A 23,912-nucleotide genomic window follows, 5' to 3' on the forward strand; every position below is an offset into this window, starting at 1 on the left:
CTTCACATTCCTCGTCGCGGAGCGGCGGTGGGGCCGCTTCCGTGGCCGGCGGCCAGCTCCCTGAGATAGGGGTTGGTGGCGCGCTCGCGGCCGATGGTCGTCTGGGGGCCGTGTCCGGACAGCACCACGGTCGAGTCGTCGAGCGGCAGGCACACCCGTGCCAGGGACTCGATCATCTCGGCGTGGTCGCCTCCGGGCATATCGGTGCGTCCGATGGAGCCGGCGAAGAGCAGATCGCCCGAGAAGAGGACCGGCGGAATATCCGCGCCGCCGACCGCCTCGGGTGTTCCGAACGTCACCGACCCCTTGGTATGGCCCGGCGCGTGCGCGACGGTGAACTCCAGCCCCGCCAGCGTCAGTTCGGCGCCGTCGGTCAGTTCCTGGACCTCGTCCGGCTCGCCCACGGTCAGCTCGCCCATCAGCGGCATCCCGATCGAGCGGCCGAGCGCCTTCTCGGGGTCGCTCATCATGTAGCGGTCCGCGGGGTGGATCCACGCCGGGACGTCATGTGCTCCGCACACGGGGACGACCGAGGCGACATGGTCGATATGCCCATGGGTCAGGATGACGGCGACGGGCTTGAGCCGATGCTTGCGGACCGCGTCCTCGACGCCCTGTGCGGCCTGGTGGCCCGGGTCGATGATCACGCACTCCTCGCCTGCGGCGGGGGCGACCAGATAGCAATTGGTCCCCCAGGCCCCGGCGGGGAACCCGGCAATGAGCACGATCGTCCTTATATGTCGTCCGTCGGGAGAATGCAGCAGTTCAGAGACTACCGGCGGTCCTCAATCCACAGCGAACCCATATACCGTACGCGCTAGATCAGGCCGGACAGGAATACACATACGAGGAGTAGGAGTGGACCCGGTGGTCAACAGCGATCAGCGGCGGCGGCAGCTCGCCCGGGAGAAGTTCGAGCGGCAGCAGCAGCGCCGGGCCGAGGCCCGGAAGAAGGCGAAGCGCCGCAATGTCATCATCGCGTCCGTGCTCGCCGTGGTGGTGCTGGCGGGAGCCGCGGCGTACGCCTCGGGCGGTCTGTCGGGCGGCGACAGCAGCGACAAGGCCGCCGCCCCGGAGTCGAGCGACTCCCCCGCGCCCTCGCCGAGCGAGAGCGGCGAGCCCGAGCCGAAGATGACCATCGACAAGAACGCCGCGTACACGATGGCGCTCAAGACGAGCCAGGGCGACATCTCCATCGCCATGGACGCCAAGAAGACACCCCACACGGTGAACTCCTTCAAGGCGCTCGCGGACAAGAAGTACTTCGACAACACGAAGTGTCACCGGCTGACCACCGAGGGGATCTTCGTGCTCCAGTGCGGCGACCCGAAGGGCGACGGCACCGGCGGTCCCGGCTACACGATCGAGGACGAGAATCTGACCGCCCTGGGCAAGGCGGGCGCCGACGGCTCGGTCACGTACCCGGCGGGGACGGTCGCGATGGCCAATACCGGCCAGCCGCACACCGGCGGCAGCCAGTTCTTCCTGGTCTACAAGGACACCAAACTCCCGCCCAGCTACACGCCGTTCGGGACCATGGACGACGCCGGCCTGAAGACCGTGGAAGCCGTGGCGAAGGCCGGAGTGGACGGCGGCACGGGCGATGGCGCGCCCAAGAAGACCGTCACCGTGGAGAAGGGCACGGTCGACAAGGCGTGACCCTGTGAATTTCGGCCGTGCTGAGTGCGGACAGCCGGGCGGCCGGTCGCCTAGATTGGCGTTGTGCAGGGCGGGCGCAGCCCGTCCCAGGAAACTGTGGATGATGCCCGGGGGCCACACCCTCACAGGCATCAGGTGGAGGAGGCGCTGTGAGCAGCGACCCGTGGGGCCGCGTCGATGAGACGGGCACCGTGTACGTGCGTACGGCCGAGGGCGAACAGGTCGTCGGATCGTGGCAGGCTGGCTCTCCGGAGGAGGCTCTGGCCTATTTCGAGCGCAAGTACGAGGGCCTGGTTGTCGAGATCGGCCTCCTCGAACGGCGGGTGAAGACCACCGATCTGTCCGCGAAGGATGCGACGACGGCCATCGAGCATCTGCGCGGCCAGGTCGACGAGCACCACGCCGTGGGCGATCTCGAAGCGCTGCGCAAGCGGCTCGACGCGCTGGTGGCGACGGTCGACTCGCGCCGCGAGGAGCGCAAGGCGCAGCGGGCGAAGCAGGCCGACGAGGCGCGCCATGCCAAGGAGGCGCTGGTCACCGAGGCGGAGGAGCTCGCGCAGAGCGACCAGTGGCGCTCGGCCGGTGAGCGGCTGCGGGCGCTGGTGGACACCTGGAAGGGCCTGCCGAGGCTGGACCGGAAGTCCGACGACGAGTTGTGGCACCGCTTCTCGCACGCCCGCTCGGCGTTCTCCAAGCGCCGCAAGGCCCACTTCGCGGCGCTCGACGCGCAGCGCGAGGAGGCCCGTAAGGCCAAGGAGAAGCTGGTCGCGGAGGCCGAATCACTGTCCGGCTCCACCGACTGGGGCGGTACGGCCGCCCGCTACCGCGAGCTGATGACGGAGTGGAAGGCGGCGGGCCGCGCCCAGCGCGAGGCCGAGGACGATCTGTGGAACCGCTTCCGCGGCGCCCAGGACGTCTTCTTCGCGGCGCGCGGCGAGGTCTTCGCCGAGCGGGACGCGGAGCAGACCGAGAACCTCAAGCTCAAGGAGGAGCTCGCGGTCGAGGCGGAGCGGCTGGTGCCGGTCACGGACCTCAAGGCGGCCAGGGCGGCGTTCCGGGCGCTCAACGAGCGCTGGGAGGCCATCGGCCACGTACCGCGCGACGCCCGGCCCAAGGTCGAGGGCCGGATGCACGCGGTGGAGCGGGCGCTTCAGGAGTCCGAGGAGAACGAGTGGCGCCGGACGAACCCGGAGGCGCGGGCGCGCGCCGCGGGTCTGACGGGTCAGCTCCAGGGCGCGGTCGACAAGCTGCGTACGCAGATCGACGCGGCGCGCGCGGCGGGCAACAACGCGAAGGCGGACAAGCTCGCCAAGGAGCTGGAGGGCCGGCAGGCCCTGCTGGACCAGGCGCTGAAGGGTCTCCAGGAGTTCGGCGGCTGAGCGCGGCCCCGGCGTCGCCGGGCAGCTGATACGCGACGTACACGAAGGGGCTCCCCGCAGCGGATGCGGGGAGCCCCTTCGTTGTCGCCTGCCGCCCTTGACGGCCCGCGCGTTACGGCCTGCGCGCCGAGGTGACCCGGTAGACGTCGTAGACGCCCTCCACGCCCCGTACCGCCTTCAGCACGTGTCCCAGGTGCTTCGGATCGCCCATCTCGAAGGTGAACCGGGACGTGGCGACCCGGTCGCGGGAGGTCTGGACGGCCGCGGACAGGATGTTCACATGCTGGTCGGACAGGACGCGCGTGACGTCCGACAGCAGCCGGGAGCGGTCCAGCGCCTCGACCTGGATGGCCACCAGGAAGACCGACGACTGCGTCGGCGCCCACTCGACTTCGAGGATCCGTTCGGGCTGCTGCGAGAGCGAGTCGACGTTGACGCAGTCGGCGCGGTGCACGGAGACGCCGCTGCCGCGCGTGACGAAGCCGATGATCGGGTCGCCCGGCACCGGCGTACAGCAGCGGGCGAGCTTGACCCAGACATCCTCGACGCCCTTGACGACCACGCCGGGGTCGGCGTTGGCGCGGCGCTTGCCGCGTCCGCGCGAGGGCGGGGCGCTCTCGGCGATGTCCTCGTTGGCGGCCTCCTCGCCGCCGAGGGCCTGCACCAGCTTCTGCACGACGCCCTGCGCGGCCACATGGCCCTCGCCGATCGCCGCGTACAGGGACGAGATGTCGGGGTAGCGCATCTCGTGCGCGAGCGTGACCAGCGAGTCGCCGGTGAGGATGCGCTGGATCGGCAGGTTCTGCTTGCGCATGGCCCGCGCGATGGCGTCCTTGCCCTGCTCGATCGCCTCGTCGCGGCGCTCCTTGGAGAACCAGGCGCGGATCTTGTTCCTGGCCCGCGGCGACTTGACGAAGCCCAGCCAGTCGCGCGAGGGGCCGGCCCCGGACGCCTTGGAGGTGAAGACCTCCACCAGATCGCCGTTGTCCAGCGTCGATTCGAGCGGTACGAGCCGCCCGTTGACCCGGGCCCCTATGGTGCGGTGGCCGACCTCGGTGTGGACGGCGTACGCGAAGTCGACGGGGGTGGCACCGGCCGGCAGCGCTATGACATCGCCCTTGGGCGTGAAGACGAAGACCTCGTTGCGGGAGAGGTCGAAGCGGAGCGACTCCAGGAACTCGCTGGGGTCCTCGGTCTCCTTCTGCCAGTCCAGCAGCTGGCGCAGCCACGCCATGTCGTTGACGGTGTCCTGGCCTGCGCCCTTGCCCGCGTTCCTGGGCACGTCCGTACGTACCTTGGAGGCGCCCGCGACGGCCTCCTGCTTGTACTTCCAGTGCGCGGCGATGCCGTACTCGGCGCGGCGGTGCATGTCGAACGTGCGGATCTGGAGCTCGACGGGCTTGCCGTTGGGTCCGATGACCGTCGTGTGCAGCGACTGGTACATGTTGAACTTGGGCATCGCGATGTAGTCCTTGAACCGGCCGGGGACCGGATTCCACCGCGCGTGGACGGTGCCGAGCGCCGCGTAGCAGTCACGGACGGTGTCGACGAGGACGCGAATGCCCACCAGGTCGTAGATCTCGGCGAAGTCCCGGCCGCGGACGATCATCTTCTGGTAGACGCTGTAGTAGTGCTTCGGCCGGCCGGTGACGGTGGCCTTGATCCGGGCGGCGCGCAGATCCGACTGGACCTCGTCGGTCACTATGGCCAGATACTCGTCCCGCTTGGGGGCGCGCTCCGCGACGAGCCGGACGATCTCGTCGTACATCTTCGGGTAGAGGATCGCGAAGGCGAGGTCCTCCAGTTCCCACTTGATGGTGTTCATGCCCAGCCGGTGGGCCAGGGGCGCGTAGATCTCCAGCGTCTCGCGGGCCTTCTTCTCCTGCTTCTCCCGCTTGAGATAGCGCATGGTGCGCATGTTGTGCAGCCGGTCGGCGAGCTTGATGACCAGGACCCGCGGGTCCTTGGCCATGGCGACGACCATCTTGCGTACGGTCTCGGCCTGCGCCGCCTCGCCGAACTTGACCTTGTCCAGCTTGGTGACGCCGTCGACGAGCAGCGCGACCTGGTCGCCGAAGTCGCGGCGCAGGGTGTCGAGCCCGTACTCGGTGTCCTCGACAGTGTCGTGCAGCAGACCCGCCATCAGAGTGGCCGGGTCCATGCCCAGCTCCGCGAGGATCGTCGTCACCGCGAGCGGATGGGTGATGTACGGGTCGCCGCTCTTGCGCTTCTGACCGCGGTGCCAGCGCTCGGCGACCTGGTAGGCGCGCTCGATCTGGCGGAGCGTGGCGGTCTCGATCTTGGGGTCGTTGCCCCGCACGGTCCGCAGGAGCGGTTCGAGCACGGGGTTGTACGGCGACGAGCGCTGCACCCCGAGCCGGGCGAGCCGGGCCCGTACGCGGTTGGAGGACCCGCCGGAGCGCGGCGCGGCCGTGGCGCCGGGCTTGGGGGCGCTGACGGGCGTGGAGGGGCGCTCCGGGGGCGCGGGAGGCAGCGGCGCCGGGCCGGGCGCCGGGGGCGCCTCCACGGGGCGCGCGTCCGAGGTCTCCGCGGACGCGCGGGCGGCCTTCTCCTCCGCCGCGACCGCGGCCTTGTGCCGCGACACGGCCGATGCCGCCGCGGCCTGCTCAGCGGAGTGATCGGGCGTTGCGGCGGCCAGTGGCTGGACCTCTTCTGGCAAGAGCGCTCCTCGTGCGGATCCAGGTCCCCCGGTCAGGCCCGGAGGTTCCATGGTATCGACCTCGGGCGTCCCTCTCGCCCCAGGATCCGGGTCCCTCGTCCGGACCCCGCAGAACGACGGACGGGCACCCGGTTGTTCCCGGGTGCCCGTCCGTGTGCCTCGAAGGGCCGCTCAGAGCGTGATCAGAGCCTCCAGCGGGGCCCCGCGCAGGGCGGGCTCCAGCCGGGCCCGGCCGCCCAGGAAACCCAGCTCCATCAGGACCGCGACGCCCACGACCTCGGCGCCGGCCCGCCGGACCAGCTCCAGCGAGGCTTCGGCCGTACCGCCGGTGGCCAGCACGTCGTCGATGACGAGGACCCGGTCGTCCTGGTCCAGGTCCTCCGCGTGGACCTCGATCTCCGCGGAGCCGTACTCCAGCTCGTACGCCTGCGAGAGCGTCGCGCCGGGGAGCTTGCCCGCCTTGCGTACGGGGATGAAGCCGACGCCCGCCCGGACCGCCACGGGGGCCGCCAGGATGAAGCCGCGCGCCTCCAGGCCGACGATCTTCGTCGCGCCGTACCTCGCGCACAGCTCCGCGAGCGTGTCGGTCAGCGCCGTGAAGGCCTTCGGGTCGGCCAGCAGCGGTGTGATGTCCTTGAAGACCACGCCCGGCTTGGGGTAGTCCGCGACATCACGGATACGGCTGAGCAGCAGCTCCCGCGTACTGGTGTCGGTCACCGGCGCCTCCCCGAACCCGACGGACGGCCACGCCCGCCCCGGCCGCGCTGACCGGCCACCGCGGCCGCCGGCGCTCCGGGAACCATGTCCGCCGGACCGTCCTCGACGGCGTCGTCGCTGTCCGAGGAGCCGTCGGCCGGCTCGCCCTTGGCGGCAGCGGCGGCCCGCTTGGCGAGCACCCGCTTCTTCAGCGCCTTGATCTGCGGGTCGCGTTCCTTCAGGTCGGCGACGAGCGGTGTGGCGATGAAGATCGAGGAGTACGCACCGGCGGCGAGGCCGACGAAGAGCGAGAGCGAGATGTCGTTCAGCATGCCGGCGCCGAGGAAACCGCCGCCGATGAAGAGCAGACCGGCGACCGGCAGCAGCGCGACCACGGTGGTGTTGATGGAACGCACCAGCGTGCTGTTGATCGAGCGGTTGGCGACCTCGCTGTAGGTCCAGCGGGTCTGCTTGGTGATGCCGTTCGACCCCTCCTTGAGACTGTCGAAGACGACGACGGTGTCGTAGAGGGAGTAACCGAGGATGGTGAGCAGACCGATCACCGTACCGGGGGTGACCTCGAAGCCGACCAGCGCGTACACACCGACGGTGATGGTGAGGTCATGGATCAGGGCGACCAGTGCCGCGACCGCCATGCGCCATTCGAAGGCGATCGCCAGATAGATCACCACCAGGACCATGAAGATCCCCAGGCCCATCCATGCCTTGTTGGCGATGGTCGCGCCCCAGCTCGGACCGACGAGTTCGGCGTTGATCTTCGCCTCGTCGACCTTCAGGTCCTTGGCGAGCTGCGTCCGCACGCCGTCGGCCTGCTTGGTGTCCAGTTCGGTGACCTGGATCCGCATGCCGCCGTTGCCGAGCTTCTGGACGATCGCGTCGTGGCCCGAGGCCTCTTGGGCGTCCGTCCGGGCCTGCGTCACGGAGACGCTGGTGCTCGGGATGGTGAAGACGGCACCGCCCTTGAACTCGATGCCCATGTTGAGTCCGCGCACCGCCACGCCCGCGATGGCCGTGATGGTGATCAGGATCGAGAGCGCGTACCAGAACTTGCGCTTCCCGATGAAGTCGTAGCCGACTTCGCCGCGGTAGAGCCGGGCGCCGAGTGCGCCGAGTCGCGACATCTCACGCCTCCTTCGGGTCGGTGGGAGCGCTGACACGGCGGGAGCGGCGCAGCGGGGGCTTGGCGCCGAGCCGCTTCGGGTCCAGTCCGGACCAGGGATGACCGCTGGCGAAGAACTTCGTGCGGGCCAGGAGCGTCATCACCGGCTTGGTGAAGAAGAACACCACGACCACGTCGAGGAGCGTGGTCAGACCGAGAGTGAACGCGAAGCCCTGGACCTTGCCGACCGTGACGAGGAACAGCACGGCGGCGGCGAGGAACGACACGAAGTCGGAGACCAGGATCGTGCGCCGGGCACGCGGCCAGGCACGTTCGACGGCGGGCCTGAGCGTGCGGCCCTCGCGGATCTCGTCGCGGATGCGCTCGAAGTAGACGATGAACGAGTCCGCGGTGATACCGATGGCGACGATCGCGCCGCACACCGCGGGCAGGTTCAGCGCGAAGCCGATACCCGGGCCGAGCAGTGACATGATCGTGTACGTCATGACGCCCGACGCGCCGAGGCTGACGATGGCGATGCCGGCGAGGCCCCGGTAGTAGGCGACCAGGTAGATGACCACGAGTCCGAGGCCGATCGCGCCGGCGATCAGACCCGCCTCCAGCTGCTCACCGCCGAGCGCGGCGGTGACCGTCGTGACGCTCTGCTCCTGGAAGGAGAGCGGCAGCGCGCCGTACGACAGGATGTTGGCCAGGTCCTGGGCGGACTGCTGGGTGAAGCTGCCGGAGATCTCGGCGCTGCCGCCGAGCGTCTGGCTCACCGAGGGCGCCGAGACGACATTGCCGTCGAGCACGATGGCGAACTGGTTCATCGGCGGCTGCTGCTGGGAGAGCTTGCCGGTGATGGACTGGAACTTCTTCGTGCCGCCGCTGGTGAAGTCCATCGTGACGATCCACATGCCACGCTGCGGGTCGAGAACGCCCTTGGCGTCGTCGACGTCCGTGCCCTCCAGCTCGGCGGGGCCGAGGATGTACTTCTCCCACTCGCCGCCGGAGTTCGTGCCACAGGCCACGATCGTGTCCTTGGGCGCGGCGCCCTGGTTGGCCTTGGTGCGCGCGGCCTGGTCGGTGCAGTCCAGGTCCGTGAACTTCTTCTCCAGCGCGGCCGTGGCCGGGTCGGTGGAGGGCGAGGAGGAGGGGTCGGGGCTCGGCGAGGAGCCGGGCTTGTCCGAGGAGGACGTGCCCGGAGAGGGCGTCGTGTCCTTCTTCAGGGCGTCCGTGACGGCACGGCCCTGAGCGGTGGAGCTCGCCGACGGATCGGGGCTGCCGGCCGACGTGTCGCTCGACGGAGCGCCCGCGGAGGGAGAGGAGGAGCTGCTCGGAGAGCTGCTCGGCGAACCGCTCGGGGAGCCGCTGGTGGAGGGCTGCGGGGCGGCCGGGCCGCCCGCGGCGACCGTCAGTACCGGCCGGAAGTACAGCTGGGCCGTGGTGCCGACCTGATCACGGGCCTGCTTCTCGTTCGTCCCCTTGGGGATGTTGACGATGATGTTGCTGCTGCCCTGGGTCTGGACCTCGGCCTCCGAAACACCAAGACCATTGACACGCCGCTCGATGATGCTGACGGCGGTGTCCATGTTGGTCTTGTTGATCGCGTTCGGCTTGCCCGGCGTGTTCTTCGCCTGGAGCGTGATGCTCGTGCCGCCGGCCAGGTCGATTCCCAGGCGTGGCGTGACATGACCGGACCAGAACATCCCGCCCGTGAGGGCGACCATGGCAATCAGGAACAGTGCCAGGGTGCGCCCTGGCCTGCCTGGGGACCCCGCTTGCCTGCGGCCCTTATTAGGTGCTGCCACCTTCTCGTTTCTCCCTGTCCAACCGCCCCACGCCGGGTGTGCGCCGGAGCGGCCACGAAGTGTAGTGGGGACCTGCCCCCGCAGAATTCCAGCGCGACCTTACGCCGCGACGGGCCGCGGAGCGGCCCGTCGGCACGGTCGGGACTACTTCGCGCCGGCCTCGCCGTCGGCCTTGCCGTCCTTGGGCTCGGCGTCGTCGGCCTCGGGCTTCTTGCCCAGGTCGATCTTGGCGTCGTCCGGGGTGCTGTCGGTCTCGGTCAGCGAGGAGGCGTCGTCCGGGACGACCGGAGCGTCGAGGTCGCTCTTGAGGTCGTCCTCGCCGTGCACGATGCGGTTGTACTCGTCGTCGTCCAGGACGGCGCCGATGGCGTTCTTGGCGTACACGGCGTGGACACCCGGAGCGACCTCCAGAAGAACCATGTCGTCGTGCACCTCCTTGACGGTGGCGTACATGCCCCCGATGGTGCGGATGCCGGTGCCCGGCTGCATTTCGTCGCGCATCTGCGCGGCGGCCTGCTGCTTCTTCTTGGCGGACCGGGTCATCAGGAACATGGCCCCGATGAGCACGATGAAGGGGAGGAGGGTCACGAGACTCACGGGAGGGAACTTCCTTCGCACGACCGCGCTGTCGAGCGGCCTGGTATACGGGGGTGGGCATGCCGACCCGGAAGGGCGGCATCGGCGGAGTCTAAGCGAGTCCGCTTCGTTGGAACAACGCCCAGCATCGCACCGGGGTTCCTGACCGTACGGGTGTCGTTGCCCTCACGCCCCGAACAGACCCTGTTGTCCGCTTGCGCCGGGGGCCTGCTGAGGGGGTACGAGCCCCAGGTGGGCCCAGGCGGCGGGGGTGGCGACCCGGCCGCGCGGAGTGCGGGCGAGCAGCCCCTCCCGTACCAGAAAGGGCTCCGCGACCTCCTCCACCGTCTCACGCTCCTCCCCCACGGCCACCGCCAGGGTCGACAGCCCGACGGGGCCGCCGCCGAAGAGCTTGAGCAGGGCTTTCAGTACGGCGCGGTCGAGCCGGTCCAGGCCACGGGCGTCGACCTCGTAGACCCCGAGGGCCACGGCCGCCACCTCGCGGTTGATGACGCCGTCCGCCTTGACCTGCGCGTAGTCGCGTACGCGGCGCAGCAGCCGGTTGGCGATACGGGGCGTGCCCCGCGAGCGTCCCGCGATCTCCGCGGCGCCCTCGGCGTCGATCTCCAGGTCGAGGAGGTGGGCGGAGCGGTGGATCACGCGCTCCAGCTCGGTGCTCTCGTAGAACTCCATATGGCCCGTGAAACCGAAGCGGTCGCGCAGCGGGGGCGGCAGCAGCCCGGCCCGGGTGGTGGCGCCCACCAGGGTGAACGGCGGCAGCTCCAGCGGGATGGCGGTGGCGCCAGGACCCTTGCCGACGATGACGTCGACCCGGAAGTCCTCCATCGCCATGTAGAGCATCTCTTCGGCGGGCCGGGACATCCGGTGGATCTCGTCCAGGAAGAGCACCTCGCCCTCCTGGAGCGAGGAGAGGATCGCCGCGAGATCGCCGGCGTGCTGGATGGCGGGGCCCGAGGTGATCCGGATCGGGGCGTTCATCTCGGCCGCGATGATCATGGAGAGGGTGGTCTTGCCGAGCCCCGGGGCGCCGGAGAGCAGGACGTGGTCGGCGGTCGCGCCACGCGCCAGGGCCGCCTTCAGCACCAGGTCGAGCTGCTCGCGGACGCGCTCCTGGCCCACGAACTCACCCAGCGACTTGGGCCGCAGCGCCGCCTCGACGGCCTGGTCCTCGCCGTCGGCGGAGGAGCCGACAAGCCGCTCGGCGATGTCGTCCGGCGGCGTCCCGCCGCTGGTGTCGTCCCAGTTCACTCTGTTTCACCTCGGGAAAGGGGCGCGTCGCTGGACGGCGCCTCGGAGTACGGCACGGAGGAGCAGCCTGCGCCGGCTCAACGCGTTCTGTTCAGGCTCTGGAGAGCGGCCCGCAGCAGCCTCGGCACGGGCGGCTGCGCCCCCTCGGCGAGCGCCGCCTCGGCCTGCGGGGTGACCAGGGCGACCGCGTCGTCGGCCTCGCGGGTGGCGTAGCCGAGACCGATCAGGGCGGCGTGCAGCTGGTCGCTCCAGGAGGAGGACACGGCGGAGCCGACGCCCGGCCGTCCGGCCGCGCCGACCGGCTCGCCGAGCCGGTCCTTCAGTTCGAGCAGCAGCTTCTGGGCGCCCTTCTTGCCGATGCCGGGGACCGCGGTCAGCGCCTTCTCGTCGCCCGTGGAGACGGCGATACGCAGCGCGTCCGGGCTGTGCACGGCGAGCATGGCCTGCGCCAGCCGCGGGCCCACCCCGCTCGCGGTCTGCAACAGCTCGAAGACCTGGCGTTCGTCGTCGTCCGCGAAGCCGTACAGGGTCAGGGAGTCCTCCCGTACGACCAGGGAGGTGGCGAGCCTCGCCTCCTGGCCAACGCGCAGCCCGGCGAGCGTGCCGGGCGTGCACTGGACGGCCATGCCGACGCCGCCGACCTCGATCACGGCCGTGGTCGGGGCGAGGGCGGCGACCGGGCCGCTGACGAAGGCGATCATCGCGTGACCTTCCGTACGGACGCTGTGGTGGGGATACGGGAGGCACGGGCCGCGGCCTGTGCCTGCTGGAGCCGGTTCAGCGCGGGGGCACGCCAGATATGGCAGATGGCGAGCGCGAGGGCGTCGGCGGCGTCGGCCGGCTTCGGCGGGGCGTCCAGCCGCAGCAGCCGGGTCACCATCGCGCCGACCTGGGCCTTGTCCGCACGGCCGCTGCCGGTGATGGCCGCCTTGACCTCGCTGGGGGTGTGCAGCGCCACGGGGATGCCGCGTCGTGAGGCACAGAGCATGGCGACCGCGCTGGCCTGTGCGGTGCCCATGACCGTACGCACATTGTGCTGGGCGAACACCCGCTCCACCGCGACGAGTTCGGGCCGGTGCTCGTCCAGCCAGGCGTCGATGCCCTGCTCGATGGCGACCAGCCGCTGTCCGGTCTCCTCGTCCGCGGGCGTACGGACCACGCCGACGCCGAGCATGGCCAGCGGACGGCCCGCGACGCCCTCGACGACGCCCACACCGCACCGGGTCAGCCCGGGGTCAACTCCCAGCACCCGCATGGCGCCCCCTCCCTCGGTCAAATGTTCCCGCTGATCAGCACAGTATCGGTCGTCACCGACAACGCGACGGGCCGACGGGATGGCGTGTCCCGTCGGCCCGTCAGGTGAAGCCGTGTCAGCCGTGACCGTCAGGCGTCGACCTTCTCCATCACATCGTCCGAGACGTCGAAGTTGGCGAAGACGTTCTGTACGTCGTCGCTGTCCTCCAGGGCGTCGATCAGCTTGAAGATCTTGCGCGCGCCCTCCTCGTCCAGCTCGACCTGCATGGTCGGGACGAAGTTGGCGTCGGCGGAGTCGTAGTCGATACCCGCCTCCTGGAGCGCGCTGCGGACCGCGACCAGGTCGGTCGCCTCGCTCAGCACCTCGAAGGACTCACCGAGGTCGTTGACCTCCTCGGCGCCCGCGTCGAGCACCGCGCCCAGGACGTCGTCCTCGCCCAGCTCGCCCTTGGGGACGATCACAACGCCCTTGCGGTTGAAGAGATACGAGACGGAGCCCGGGTCGGCCATCGAGCCGCCGTTACGGGTCATGGCCACGCGGACGTCGGAGGCGGCGCGGTTGCGGTTGTCGGTCAGGCACTCGATGAGCACCGCGACACCGTTCGGGCCGTATCCCTCGTACATGATCGTCTCGTAGTCGGCGCCACCGGCCTCCAGGCCGGCGCCGCGCTTGACGGCCGAGTCGATGTTCTTGTTCGGCACCGAGCTCTTCTTCGCCTTCTGGATGGCGTCGAAGAGGGTCGGGTTACCGTCGACATCGGCACCGCCGGTGCGGGCCGCGACCTCGATGTTCTTGATCAGCTTCGCGAAGAGCTTGCCGCGCTTGGCATCGATCACGGCCTTCTTGTGCTTCGTCGTAGCCCATTTAGAGTGGCCGGACATCTGCCTGTCTCCTTCGCGTAACCCATCCTGCTCCGTTCGGCAGCGATCCTACCGGGATCCGGTCACCGTGCGGAGCGCACCATGTCAGTGAAGAACCGGTGCAGCCTGTGGTCGCCCGTCAGCTCCGGATGGAACGACGTCGCGAGGGCGTTGCCCTGCCGTACGGCGACGACATGGCCCCCGTACTCCGCGAGCACCCGCACCTCGGCGCCGACCGACTCGACCCAGGGGGCCCGGATGAAGACGCCCTCCACGGGACCGCCGTCGACACCGCTGACCTCGACCGCCGCCTCGAAGGACTCGTTCTGCCGGCCGAAGGCGTTCCGGCGGACGATCATGTCGATCCCGCCCACCGTCTCCTGGCCGGAGCGCGGATCGAGGATCTTCTCGGCGAGCATGATCATCCCGGCGCAGGTGCCGTATACGGGCATCCCGGCCCGTACGCGCTCCCGCAGCGGCTCCAGCATGCCGAAGAGCGCGGCGAGCTTGGACATCGTGGTGGACTCGCCGCCCGGGATCACCAGCCCCTCGACGCCGTCGAGCTCCGCCGGGCGCCTGACGGTCCTGGCCCCGGCTCCCGCCGCCGCCAGGGCCGTCAGATGTTCCCGGACGTCGCCCTGGAGCGCCAGGACGCCGATCACAGGGGTGTTCATCGCCGGTTACCAGCCACGGTTCGCGTAGCGCTCGGCCTCGGGAAGGGTGTCGCAGTTGATGCCGACCATGGCCTCGCCCAGATTGCGGGACGCCTCCGCGATGACCTTCGGGTCGTCGTAGAAGGTGGTGGCCTTCACGATCGCCGCGGCGCGCTTGGCCGGGTCACCGGACTTGAAGATGCCGGACCCGACGAACACGCCCTCCGCGCCGAGCTGGCGCATCAGCGCGGCGTCGGCGGGGGTGGCGACACCGCCCGCGGAGAACAGCACCACCGGCAGCTTGCCGAGCGCCGCGACCTCCTTGACGATCTCGTACGGCGCGCGCAGCTCCTTGGCGGCGGCGTACAGCTCGTTGTTGTCGAACCCGCGCAGCCTGGCGATCTCGTTCTTGATCTGCCGCAGATGCCGGACGGCCTCGACGACATTGCCGGTGCCCGCCTCGCCCTTGGAGCGGATCATCGCCGCGCCCTCGCCGATCCGGCGCAGCGCCTCACCGAGGTTGGTGGCGCCACAGACGAACGGCGTGGTGAACGCCCACTTGTCGGAGTGGTTGACCTCGTCGGCCGGGGTCAGCACCTCGGACTCGTCGATGTAGTCCACACCGAGCGACTGCAGGACCTGGGCCTCCACGAAGTGACCGATCCGGGACTTGGCCATCACCGGGATCGAGACCGCGTCGATGATGCCCTCGATCATGTCCGGGTCGGACATCCGGGCGACGCCGCCGTCCTTACGGATATCGGCGGGCACCCGCTCCAGCGCCATCACGGCGACCGCGCCGGCGTCCTCGGCGATCTTCGCCTGCTCCGGGGTGACGACGTCCATGATCACACCCCCCTTGAGCTGCTCGGCCATGCCGCGCTTCACGCGCGCGGTGCCGGTCTCGGGGGACTGGGGGACGGTGGGAAGCGTGGTGGACACGGAGCGACCTCACTGGCTGAAAACGATGGGGAAGTGACACCCCAGAAAACGCCCCGGAACCAGTCCACAGCAAGGGCCAATGAGGAGGCGGTGGCTCGTTTCCCGTGCTCAGGAACCCGGCCGGTCGGCCAGCGCGACCGGCGGCTCGTCGTCCATCTCGAACGCGAGCGGAAACGGCGCGTGGCCGGCGAGCCGGAACCAGCGGACCTTGCGGTGCCGCCGCAGCGCGCGGGCCGCGCGTACGGAGTCGTTGTGGAACCGCCGCGCCATGGGTACGCGCCGCACCGCCGCGGCCAGCTCCCCGGCGGCCTCCTCGCCCCCGGGGGCGGCCCGCACCGCCTCGACCTGCGCGGCCTCCCCGAAGACGGCCCGCAGCGCCTGGCTCAACTCGCTCTCCGCGACCTCGCGTTGCTCCTCCTCGGCCTGCCGGGCGGCGTGGGCGGCCTGATACAGGACGATCGACGCGGCGGGATCGAGCACGCCGGAAGAGGCCAGCTCCTGAGTGACCGAGGCGCGCCGCAGCAACTGGGCGTCGAGGGCGGCGCGGGCGGCGTCGATGCGGGCGTGGAGGCGGTCGAGGCGGCCGGCGGTCCAGCTGAGGTAGAGGCCGATCGCGACGACGGCGACGACGATCCAGATAAGGGTCTCGATCACGGGCGCCACGGTATCGCCTCCCGGCGGGGGGCCGTTGTGCGGTGCGGTGCGCCTCCCGGCGGGGGGCCGTGGTGCGGGGTGCGTTCGTCTTCGGCCGGGACCGGTTTCCGGGTACGGGTTGTCGCCAGGGTGCGGTGCGCCGTCCGGCGGGGGGTCGTGGTGCGGGGTGCGGTGCGCCGTCCGGCGGGGGTGCGTTGTGGTGCGGGGCGCGGTGGGTGGTGCCGGGTGCCGGGGCCTCCGGAGGTACGTGTCCGGACTGCTTTCCTCACCGCGCTTCGCGCGAGCTGCGACGCTTTACGTCCGGACACGCACCTCCTCCGACCCCGACCCCCTCCCCCCGGTGGGCCCCAACCAGCCGCCATCCGGCCGGGGTTGGGGGTCGGTGCGGGACGGTTCGTAAGCCCTGCGCACGACCCAGGCCGCTTGTGCGGGCGGCGAAGGGGGGCGCGCAGGGGTCGTGTCCGGGACACTAAAGCGTGATTTGTGGCGCGCGACCGCCCGCCTTCCAACTGTGGCCCGGTACGCGCCGTAAATCATGCCGTCCCGGGCGCGAGCCCCGGAGCGCACCCCGGCAACAACCCGCACCGCACCACCGGCCCCAGGCCAAAGACAACCGGCCCACGCCCCCCGCCGGAAGGCGCACCGCACCGGCCCCAGCCGAAACGGACCCCTACCCGCCCGAGAAAAGCGTCTCGCCACCGCTCTCGCCCCGCCGCCAGAGGCGGCCCCTCAGTCCCGTTCGTTCGTCCGTCGCCACCGACGCCGCCCCGTCCGTCACCGTCTCGTACACCGCCAGAATGTCCGCCCCCACCGTCGACCAGTCGAAGCGCCGCACATGCGCACTCCCCCGCTCCCGCAGCTCCGCTCGCCTTCCCGCGTCGCCCAGCAGCCGTACCGCCGCCCCCGCCAGCGCGTCCGCGTCCTCGTTGGTGAACAGTTCGCCGGCCGCACCCTGGTCCAGGACCTGCGCGAACGCGTCCAGGTCGCTCGCCAGCACCGCCGCGCCCGCCGACAGCGCCTCGACGAGGATGATGCCGAAGCTCTCGCCGCCCGTGTTGGGCGCGACGTACAGGTCGACGCTGCGCAGCAGCCGCGCCTTGTCCTCGTCGCTGACCATGCCGAGGAACTCGACGCGCTCCCGCATCTCCTTGGGCAGCGACTCCACCGCCTCCTTCTCGTCGCCGCGCCCCGCGACCAGCAGCCGCGTCTCCGGGTAGACGGCGAGGATCCTCGGGAGGGCGTTCATCAGCACCGGCAGGCCCTTGCGCGGCTCGTCGATCCGGCCGATGAAGCCGATGGTGCGCCCCTGCCAGGCCGGATTGACCTCGGCCTTGGCGAAGAAGTCGACGTCGACGCCGTTCGGGATGACCACGGCGTCGCCGCCCAGATGCTCGACCAGCGTCCGCCGCGCGTACTCGCTCACCGCGATCCGCGCGCTGATCTTCTCCAGTGCCGGCTGGAGGATCGGGTACGCCGCGATCATCGCCCGCGACCGCGGGTTCGAGGTGTGGAACGTCGCGACGATCGGGCCCTGCGCGGCCCAGCAGGTGAGCAGCCCCAGTGAGGGCGCGGTCGGCTCGTGGATGTGGATCACGTCGAAGGCGCCGTCGTGCAGCCAGCGCCGCACCCGCGCGGCCGAGAGGAGGCCGAAGTTCAGCCGGGCGACCGAGCCGTTGTACGGGACGGGCACGGCGCGGCCGGCCGAGACGACGTACGGCGGGAGCGGGGTCTCGTCGTCCGCGGGGGCCAGTACGGACACCTCGTGTCCGAGCCGGATCAGATGTTCCGCCAGGTCCCTGATGTGGAACTGGACGCCGCCCGGTACGTCCCAGGAGTACGGGCAGACGATGCCGATCCTCACTCGGGCCCCCGCTCCAGGTCCTTGAGCCACAGCCGTTGCAGCATGTGCCAGTCCTCCGGGTGCTCGGCGATTCCGTCGGCGAAGGCGTCGGCCATCGCCTGTGTCATCACAGACGTCTTCTCGGCGCGGGTACCTGTCTCCGGCACCTCGATCGCCGGGTACACACGTCCCCGCATGACCGTCGAATCGTCGAACCAGAGCGCCGCCGGCATCAGCAGCGCGCCGGTCTGCTGGGCGAGCAGCGCGGGTCCGGCCGGCATCCGCGTGGCGTCCCCGAAGAAATCGACCTCGACACCGGACGACGACAGATCACGGTCGGCGACCAGACAGACCAGGCCACCGCCGCGCAGCCGTCGCGCGAGCAGGCCGAAGGCGGAGCCGCCGGTGTGCGGCAGGACCTCCATGCCCAGGCTCTCGCGGTAGGCGACGAACCGGTCGTACAGCGTTTCCGGCTTGAGCCGCTCGGCGACCGTGGTGAACGGAACCCCCTGCCCCCGGGTGAGCCACGCGCCGGCGAGGTCCCAGTTGGCCATGTGCGGCAGGGCCAGCACGACGCCGCGTCCGGAGGCGAGTCCGTCCATCAGCAGGTCGATGTCCTTGATCTCGACGCCCGCGCGCACCCGCTCCTTGCTCCAGGCGGGCAGCCGGAAGGACTCCATCCAGTAGCGCATGTACGAGCGCATCCCGGCCTTGGAGAGCGCGGCGAGCCGCTCGGGCCCGGCGTCGGGGACCACGCGCGCGAGATTGGATTCGAGGCGCAGCACGCTCGGCCCGCGCCGCTTCCACACGGTGTCCGCGATGGTCCGGCCGAGGGCCGTGGCCACGGGCTCCGGGAGCTTCTTGACCGTGCTCCAGCCGAGCCCGTACAGCGCGTCGGTCACGCGGTCGCGCGCCCCGCTCATGAGGTGGCCCCGCTGCCCCGTGAGCCGGCCGCGGCGTCGGCCTCTGCGGACTCGCGGCGTACCGTCACGACGCGCTGGCCGAGTGTGACGAGACTGCCCACGGCGACGATCCACAGGGCGATCGGCAGCAGGATGTCGATGCCCGGGACCCCGAAGCCGTGCAGCCCGGCGAGACCGGCCGCGACCAGCGAGATGACCAGCCGCTCCGCGCGCTCGACCAGTCCGTTGACGGCCACCGGCAGCCCGATGGACTCGCCCCTGGCCTTGGTGTACGAGACGACCTGGCCGCTGGCCAGACAGAAGATCGCGACGGCGCACAGCGTGTTGTTGTCGCCCGTGCCCGCGTACCACAGCGCGAAACCGGCGAAGATCGCGCCGTCCGCGACCCGGTCGAGGGTCGAGTCCAGGAAAGCGCCCCAGCGGCTGGAGATCCCGGCCTGCCTGGCCATATTGCCGTCGATGAGATCGGAGAAGACGAAGACGGTGATGACGATGGTGCCCCAGAAGAACTCCCCGCGAGGGAAGAAGACCAGCGCACCCACCATCACTCCGGCCGTACCGATGAGCGTGACCGCATCCGGACTGACTCCGCGGCGGAGCAGAAATGCGGCGAACGGTGTGAGGACACGCGTGAAGAATGCACGCGCGTACTTGTTCAGCATGGCCTTCCCGAGGTTCGGTGGGCCGAGTGGCCCCGACGGCCACCGGCTGGGCCCTGCCCGGTGGGTCTCCGTGGGCCTTCGGACAGGACCTGGCCCATCGTAGCCAGGACCCCGGCACCGTACTCCCGGGCACCCGCACCATGGGGCCGGGTACGACGTATGGACGCACCATGGCCGGAGTGCGAAGCTCGAAGGACCACCGCGGGCCTCGCCGGAGCTGCCGCGCGGCTCACCCGGCCCGCTCCTCTCTCCATCCCCTCACCGTGGACGATCGGGAGGCAGGAATCATGGGCGACAAAGCGCATATACACCCCGGAGCCGCCGGAAGGGCGCCGACGGCCGACCGGCCCGCGTCCGTACGGAACGTGGTGCTGGTGGGCCACAGCGGTTCGGGAAAGACCACCCTGGTCGAGGCTCTGGCGCTCACCGCGGGTGCGGTGAACCGGGCGGGCCGGGTCGAGGACGGCGCGACGGTCTCGGACTACGACGAGATCGAGCACCGCCAGCAGCGCTCCGTACAGCTCTCTCTCGTACCCCTGGAATGGGGTGGATACAAGATCAATCTGCTGGACACCCCCGGCTACGCGGATTTCGTCGGGGAGCTGAGGGCCGGTCTGCGCGCCGCGGACGCGGCCCTCTTCGTTGTGTCGGCCGCGCAGGAGGCGGAGGCTGTGGCGGGGGCGACCCGTACGGTCTGGGACGAGTGCGCGGCGGTCGGGATGCCGCGCGCCATCGTCGTCACGCATCTGGACACGGCACGCACCGATTTCGACGAGATGACCCGGATCTGCGCGCGGATCTTCGGCGGGGACGACCCGGACGCCGTGCTGCCGCTGTATCTGCCGGTGTACGGCGCGGAGGGGCCCGACGGACACGCTCCGGCCACCGGGCTCGTGGGGCTGCTGTCGCGGAAGATCATCGACTACGCCTCCGGGGAACGCCGGGAGAATCCGCCCGGCCCCGGCGAGCTGCCGCGGATCGAGGAGGCCCGCGACCGGCTGATCGAGGGGATCATCGCGGAGAGCGAGGACGAGACCCTCATGGACCGCTACCTCGGCGGCGCGGACATCGACGTCAAGACGCTGATCGAGGATCTGGAGAAGGCCGTGGCGCGCGGCGTCTTCCATCCCGTGCTCGCGGCGGCCCCCGCACCGCCCGGCGCCCGGCAGGGCCTGGGTACGGTCGAGATGCTCGATCTGATCGCCAGCGGCTTCCCGACCCCGCTGGAGCGGCCGGCCCCCGCCGTGACCACCCCGCAGGGCGCCCCGCGTCCGGAGATCCACTGCGATCCACAGGGCCCGCTGGTCGCCGAGGTGGTCAAGACCGCCTCGGACCCGTATGTCGGCCGGATCTCTCTCGTACGGGTCTTCTCGGGCACTCTGCGGCCGGACGAGATGGTCCATGTCTCGGGCCACGGCCTCACCGACCGGGGGCACGAGGATCACGACGTCGACGAGCGGATCGGCTCGCTCTCCTCGCCCTTCGGCAAGCAGCAGCGCGTGCTGGCCCACTGCGTCGCCGGCGATCTGGCCTGTGTCGGGAAGCTGTCCCGCGCCGAGACCGGCGACACGCTCTCCGCCAAGGACGATCCGCTCCTGATGGAGCCCTGGACCATGCCCGATCCGCTGCTGCCGCTGGCCGTGGAGGCGCACAGCAAGGCCGACGAGGACAAGCTGTCGCAGGGGCTCGCGCGGCTGGTCGCGGAGGACCCGACGATGCGGCTCGAACAGAACCAGGACACCCATCAGGTGGTGCTCTGGTGCCTGGGCGAGGCCCATCGGGAGGTCGCGCTGGACCGGCTGCGCAGCCGGTACGGGGTGCAGGTGGACGCCGTACCGTACCGGGTCGCGCTGCGGGAGACCTTCGGCGGGAGCTCCGCGGGGCGCGGCCGGCATGTGAAGCAGTCCGGTGGCCACGGCCAGTTCGCGATCTGCGAGATCGAGGTGGAGCCGCTCCCTCCGGGGTCCGGGATCGAGTTCGTGGACAAGGTCGTGGGCGGCGCCGTGCCGCGACAGTTCATTCCCTCCGTCGAGAAGGGCATCCGCCTCCAGGCGGCGCGCGGGGTCGCGGCGGGTCATCCGCTCGTCGACGTCCGGATCACGCTGCTGGACGGCAAGGCCCACTCGGTGGACTCCTCCGACGCCGCCTTCCAGACGGCGGGTGCCCTGGCGCTGCGCGAGGCGGCGGGCGACGCGTCCATCCATCTGCTGGAGCCGGTCGCCGAGTTGGCGGTCCTGGTCCCCGACGAGTACGTAGGCCCGGTGATGAGCGATCTGTCCGGCCGGCGTGGCCGGGTGGTCGGCACCGAACAGGCGGGTCCGGGAAGGACGTTGGTGAAGGCCGAGGTCCCGGAGCTGGAGATCGGGCGGTACGCGGTGGACCTGCGGTCGGTCTCGCACGGCACGGGCCGTTTCAGCCGCTCGTACGCGCGCCACGAACCCATGCCGCCCGCGGTCGCGGACCGGCTGCGCGCGCAGGAGGAGGCGAGCGTCTGAGTCCGTTCGGGTAAGTCCGTTCCGGCGCCGGAGAGTTGCCGTGGTGCGCCTTCCGGCGTCCTCGGGTGGCGAAAGAGCGCCAGGTCTCCTGACGCGGAGGGTGCGACCCGGTTACGCTGAGGTGCCCAGCTCCAGCAGGTGTGCGGGGTACGCGCGCCGGGAGGCCGGCCGCGGCAGCGGATCCTTGTGGCGGAGGGGCGCCAGTGGCGGACGACGTATTCGACTTCAGCCCGGGGGCACAGGTCCCGCTCCTGGGTTCTGATGGACAGACCGCGGCGACGCATGCCCTCGCCTCGGCCGCGTACCGGGACAGCCCGGTCGAGGAGATCCTCAAGGCCGACAACGAATGGCACAAGTCCAAGGTCTCGAAGGGCAAGTTCTCGCTCTTCGAGCCGAATCTGGGCGAGGCGTTCGCCCGTGCCGTACAGCTCCGGATGCTCGGCGGCGGCCGTGGCGCACTGATCCAGTCCTTCGGCATGGAGCCGCAGACGGTGGTGGAGCACGCCCTGGCGGCGACGCGTATCCGCAAGGAGCGTGACTCCAAACTCACCGCCGTGACCGTGGTGTTCGGGGTGCTGTTCCTGCCCGGACTGCTGCTCTGGCTCGGGGTGTTCCAGCTGCGCCGCACGCTGGCGGGGTCCAAGGACAAGCGGGCCGGCATGGTGGGCGGCGCGCTGCTGCTCGCGGTGGCGGTGCTGGCCGTGATCGTTCTGGTCGCGCTGCCGTTCAACGGCGTGCTCGGCTGGTATCTGCGCGGCGTGATCCTCGCGCCCGTCGTCGGCTGGCTGGTGGCCAGGCGGATCTGCGAGGCGACCGCGAAGGATCTGCGCACCCGCTGGGACGATCTCCTCTCGGGCGGCGGTGTGGGAGCCAAGATCCCCGAAGCCGTGCCGGGGAACCCGGGCGACGCCACGCGCGAGGCGCTGCGCCAGGGGCTGCAGAAGCTCACCGCCGAGCAGCGGTCCAATGTGGTCTTCTACGCGGGGCCCAAGGGCATATTGGGGATGGGCACCCGCTGGGGCAGCTGGCAGCTCGCCGAGGCCCTGGTCCCCAAGGACGCGGGCAAGGAGATCCACCAGTTCCGCGCCTATGACGTGATACGGGCGATCCACGACCAGATGAAGCTGCTGGAGCGCGGCCCGCTCAACTCCGGTGGTTTCCCGACCCCTTCGGTGAAGCACTGGATCGTGTCGCCGGTCGGCGAGGGCGCCGGCTCGGTCTCCAGGCCCGAGGGCCAGGACATCGAGGCGTTCCAGGTCAAGAGCCACGAGATACAGCGCATCTGCAACCACCAGCAGTTCGGCAAGGGCAACCGGCACTATCTCGGGGTCCAGTTCACCCTGTGGGAAGGCCAGTTGGTGATCACGATGATGATCTCGGTCACCGTGCTCCACGAGACCCTGCGTATCGAGGTCACGGGCCATGCCCTGGGCCCGGTGCACTCCCTGTTCACCACGAAGTCCTCGCCCAAGACCGTCACGGTCGCCAAGACGGTCCGGTTCTGGGAGACCACTTCGCGGACGCTTCCCCTGGTCGAGCCGCGCGAGGTGGTGCGGCTCGCGGTCCGCGCGCCCCTCAGCTGGTATCCGCCGGTCCTGGACTTCCTCGGCGGCAAGCTGTCGCTGCCCGAGCCCTTCGGCCTGCGGCACGCCTGGGCCGATCAGCCCTGGCGCCACCGCTTCATGGCCGACGACGCGATGCGCGCCGCCACGCCCGTGCTGCGCGTGGCGCACAACGCGGCGATGCGGGTCCTTGAGGAACACGGCGTGGACATCGAGCGCTTCAGCAGCCGCGCGTCCTCGCTCCTCGGCGCGGTGCAGGACCCGTCACCCAAGAAGGTCGACGCGTACGACGCGTAGGCCCGGCTACGGGCGGTGCGGCCAGGCGTCGGCCAGCATCGCCCGGGTGTCGGCGAGCAGCTGCGGAAGCACCTTCGTATGGCCGACGACGGGCATGAAGTTGGTGTCGCCGCCCCAGCGCGGCACCACATGCTGGTGCAGATGGGCGGCGATCCCGGCGCCGGCCACCGTGCCCTGGTTCATCCCGATGTTGAAGCCGTGCGCCCCGGAGGCCGTACGGAGCGCGGTCATCGCCCGCTTGGTGAACAGGCCGAGCTCGGCGGTCTCCGCCTCGTCCAGCTCCGTGTAGTCGGCGACATGACGGAACGGCACGACCATCAGATGCCCGCCGTTGTACGGGTAGAGGTTGAGCACGGCGTACACCCGCTCGCCGCGCGCGATCACCAGCCCGTCCTCGTCGGACTTGGACGGGATGGAGCAGAAGGGACAGCCGTCCTCGGCGCCCGGCCCGGTGGGCTTGTTCTCGCCCTGGATGTAGGCCATCCGATGGGGCGTCCACAGGCGCTGGAACGCGTCCTGGGTCCCCACTCCGATCTGCTGCTCCGGCTCACTCGTCATGCTGTGCAGCATATGACTTCG

At 70.5% G+C, this 23,912-nt stretch carries 21 protein-coding genes; 4 read left to right on the forward strand and 17 right to left on the reverse strand.

Annotated elements, in window-relative coordinates:
* Positions 1–2: 2 nt before the first annotated feature.
* Positions 3–725: an MBL fold metallo-hydrolase gene (locus tag ACFRKB_RS13100; protein WP_383105709.1), complete on the reverse strand. Its 723-nt coding sequence runs from the start codon at positions 723–725 to the stop codon at positions 3–5.
* Positions 726–867: 142 nt separating this feature from the next.
* On the opposite strand from ACFRKB_RS13100, the gene ACFRKB_RS13105 reads away from it, so the two are divergent.
* Entirely contained in the window at positions 868–1,659 is a 792-nt protein-coding gene (locus tag ACFRKB_RS13105; protein ID WP_383106032.1) for a peptidylprolyl isomerase, read from the forward strand.
* 149 nt (positions 1,660–1,808) lie between these two features.
* A complete protein-coding gene (locus ACFRKB_RS13110; RefSeq protein ID WP_365977200.1) occupies positions 1,809–3,038 on the forward strand; it encodes a DUF349 domain-containing protein in 1,230 nt (409 codons plus the stop codon).
* Between the two features lie 112 nt (positions 3,039–3,150).
* On the opposite strand, the gene ACFRKB_RS13115 is transcribed toward ACFRKB_RS13110, so the two are convergent.
* The 15 genes from ACFRKB_RS13115 to pgsA form a co-directional block, all read right to left on the reverse strand.
* Positions 3,151–5,718 (reverse strand): RelA/SpoT family protein, encoded by a 2,568-nt coding sequence (locus tag ACFRKB_RS13115; RefSeq protein WP_383105711.1) that lies wholly within the window; start codon positions 5,716–5,718, stop codon positions 3,151–3,153.
* Between the two features lie 171 nt (positions 5,719–5,889).
* Positions 5,890–6,435, reverse strand: coding sequence for an adenine phosphoribosyltransferase (locus tag ACFRKB_RS13120; RefSeq protein WP_383105712.1), 546 nt, complete (start codon positions 6,433–6,435; stop codon positions 5,890–5,892).
* A complete protein-coding gene (gene secF, locus ACFRKB_RS13125) occupies positions 6,432–7,556 on the reverse strand; it encodes a protein translocase subunit SecF (protein WP_383105713.1) in 1,125 nt (374 codons plus the stop codon). Before secF ends, ACFRKB_RS13120 begins: the two co-directional genes overlap by 4 nt.
* A 1-nt stretch (position 7,557) precedes the next feature.
* Complete coding sequence (secD, locus tag ACFRKB_RS13130) at positions 7,558–9,345, reverse strand: protein translocase subunit SecD (protein WP_383105714.1); 1,788 nt, start codon at positions 9,343–9,345, stop codon at positions 7,558–7,560.
* A 144-nt stretch (positions 9,346–9,489) separates the two neighbouring features.
* Positions 9,490–9,942 (reverse strand): preprotein translocase subunit YajC, encoded by a 453-nt coding sequence (gene yajC / locus ACFRKB_RS13135; RefSeq protein WP_365744950.1) that lies wholly within the window; start codon positions 9,940–9,942, stop codon positions 9,490–9,492.
* 165 nt (positions 9,943–10,107) lie between these two features.
* On the reverse strand, positions 10,108–11,190 hold the full coding sequence (ruvB, locus tag ACFRKB_RS13140; RefSeq protein WP_383105716.1) for a Holliday junction branch migration DNA helicase RuvB: 1,083 nt from the start codon (positions 11,188–11,190) through the stop codon (positions 10,108–10,110).
* 77 nt (positions 11,191–11,267) lie between these two features.
* Positions 11,268–11,891, reverse strand: coding sequence for a Holliday junction branch migration protein RuvA (gene ruvA, locus ACFRKB_RS13145; RefSeq protein WP_383105717.1), 624 nt, complete (start codon positions 11,889–11,891; stop codon positions 11,268–11,270).
* Complete coding sequence (gene ruvC / locus ACFRKB_RS13150; protein ID WP_383105718.1) at positions 11,888–12,445, reverse strand: crossover junction endodeoxyribonuclease RuvC; 558 nt, start codon at positions 12,443–12,445, stop codon at positions 11,888–11,890. Before ruvC ends, ruvA begins: the two co-directional genes overlap by 4 nt.
* Positions 12,446–12,573: 128 nt before the next feature.
* On the reverse strand, positions 12,574–13,326 hold the full coding sequence (locus ACFRKB_RS13155) for a YebC/PmpR family DNA-binding transcriptional regulator (protein ID WP_030355470.1): 753 nt from the start codon (positions 13,324–13,326) through the stop codon (positions 12,574–12,576).
* Positions 13,327–13,388: 62 nt separating this feature from the next.
* Positions 13,389–13,979 carry a pyridoxal 5'-phosphate synthase glutaminase subunit PdxT gene (pdxT, locus tag ACFRKB_RS13160; RefSeq protein WP_383105720.1) on the reverse strand — a complete coding sequence of 197 codons (591 nt, stop codon included), beginning with the start codon at positions 13,977–13,979 and terminating at the stop codon, positions 13,389–13,391.
* Between the two features lie 6 nt (positions 13,980–13,985).
* Complete coding sequence (gene pdxS, locus ACFRKB_RS13165) at positions 13,986–14,900, reverse strand: pyridoxal 5'-phosphate synthase lyase subunit PdxS (RefSeq protein WP_030355468.1); 915 nt, start codon at positions 14,898–14,900, stop codon at positions 13,986–13,988.
* Positions 14,901–15,008: 108 nt separating this feature from the next.
* Positions 15,009–15,554: a hypothetical protein gene (locus ACFRKB_RS13170; protein ID WP_383105721.1), complete on the reverse strand. Its 546-nt coding sequence runs from the start codon at positions 15,552–15,554 to the stop codon at positions 15,009–15,011.
* Between the two features lie 670 nt (positions 15,555–16,224).
* Positions 16,225–17,415 carry a glycosyltransferase family 4 protein gene (locus ACFRKB_RS13175; protein ID WP_383105722.1) on the reverse strand — a complete coding sequence of 397 codons (1,191 nt, stop codon included), beginning with the start codon at positions 17,413–17,415 and terminating at the stop codon, positions 16,225–16,227.
* The gene (locus tag ACFRKB_RS13180; protein WP_383105723.1) at positions 17,412–18,317 is read right to left on the reverse strand and encodes a phosphatidylinositol mannoside acyltransferase; all 906 of its coding nucleotides are present in this window, start codon (positions 18,315–18,317) and stop codon (positions 17,412–17,414) included. The genes ACFRKB_RS13175 and ACFRKB_RS13180 overlap by 4 nt, the downstream gene beginning before the upstream one ends.
* Positions 18,314–18,979, reverse strand: coding sequence for a phosphatidylinositol phosphate synthase (gene pgsA / locus ACFRKB_RS13185; RefSeq protein ID WP_365975366.1), 666 nt, complete (start codon positions 18,977–18,979; stop codon positions 18,314–18,316). Before pgsA ends, ACFRKB_RS13180 begins: the two co-directional genes overlap by 4 nt.
* A gap of 287 nt (positions 18,980–19,266) precedes the next feature.
* On the opposite strand from pgsA, the gene ACFRKB_RS13190 reads away from it, so the two are divergent.
* Together ACFRKB_RS13190 and ACFRKB_RS13195 are read left to right on the forward strand one after the other, a co-directional pair.
* The gene (locus tag ACFRKB_RS13190) at positions 19,267–21,474 is read left to right on the forward strand and encodes an elongation factor G-like protein EF-G2 (RefSeq protein ID WP_383105725.1); all 2,208 of its coding nucleotides are present in this window, start codon (positions 19,267–19,269) and stop codon (positions 21,472–21,474) included.
* Between the two features lie 203 nt (positions 21,475–21,677).
* Positions 21,678–23,333, forward strand: a complete 1,656-nt coding sequence (locus ACFRKB_RS13195) for a hypothetical protein (RefSeq protein WP_383105726.1) — start codon at positions 21,678–21,680, stop codon at positions 23,331–23,333.
* Between the two features lie 6 nt (positions 23,334–23,339).
* Here ACFRKB_RS13195 and ACFRKB_RS13200 read toward each other — a convergent pair whose 3' ends face one another.
* Complete coding sequence (locus tag ACFRKB_RS13200) at positions 23,340–23,903, reverse strand: HIT family protein (protein WP_326612928.1); 564 nt, start codon at positions 23,901–23,903, stop codon at positions 23,340–23,342.
* Positions 23,904–23,912: the final 9 nt, after the last annotated feature.

Source organism: Streptomyces scopuliridis, assembly GCF_042790125.1.
GTDB classification, from domain to species: domain Bacteria; phylum Actinomycetota; class Actinomycetes; order Streptomycetales; family Streptomycetaceae; genus Streptomyces; species Streptomyces scopuliridis_A.

Excerpts from the sequence above, each read along its gene's own strand:
- ACFRKB_RS13155 (WP_030355470.1), bottom strand. The coding sequence starts at position 13,326 with ATGTCCGGCCACTCTAAATGGGCTACGACGAAGCACAAGAAGGCCGTG.
- ACFRKB_RS13200 (WP_326612928.1), bottom strand. The coding sequence starts at position 23,903 with ATGCTGCACAGCATGACGAGTGAGCCGGAGCAGCAGATCGGAGTGGGG.
- ruvA (WP_383105717.1), bottom strand. The coding sequence starts at position 11,891 with ATGATCGCCTTCGTCAGCGGCCCGGTCGCCGCCCTCGCCCCGACCACG.
- ACFRKB_RS13180 (WP_383105723.1), bottom strand. The coding sequence starts at position 18,317 with ATGAGCGGGGCGCGCGACCGCGTGACCGACGCGCTGTACGGGCTCGGC.
- ruvC (WP_383105718.1), bottom strand. The coding sequence starts at position 12,445 with ATGCGGGTGCTGGGAGTTGACCCCGGGCTGACCCGGTGCGGTGTGGGC.
- secF (WP_383105713.1), bottom strand. The coding sequence starts at position 7,556 with ATGTCGCGACTCGGCGCACTCGGCGCCCGGCTCTACCGCGGCGAAGTC.
- pgsA (WP_365975366.1), bottom strand. The coding sequence starts at position 18,979 with ATGCTGAACAAGTACGCGCGTGCATTCTTCACGCGTGTCCTCACACCG.
- pdxT (WP_383105720.1), bottom strand. The coding sequence starts at position 13,979 with ATGAACACCCCTGTGATCGGCGTCCTGGCGCTCCAGGGCGACGTCCGG.
- ACFRKB_RS13190 (WP_383105725.1), top strand. The coding sequence starts at position 19,267 with ATGGGCGACAAAGCGCATATACACCCCGGAGCCGCCGGAAGGGCGCCG.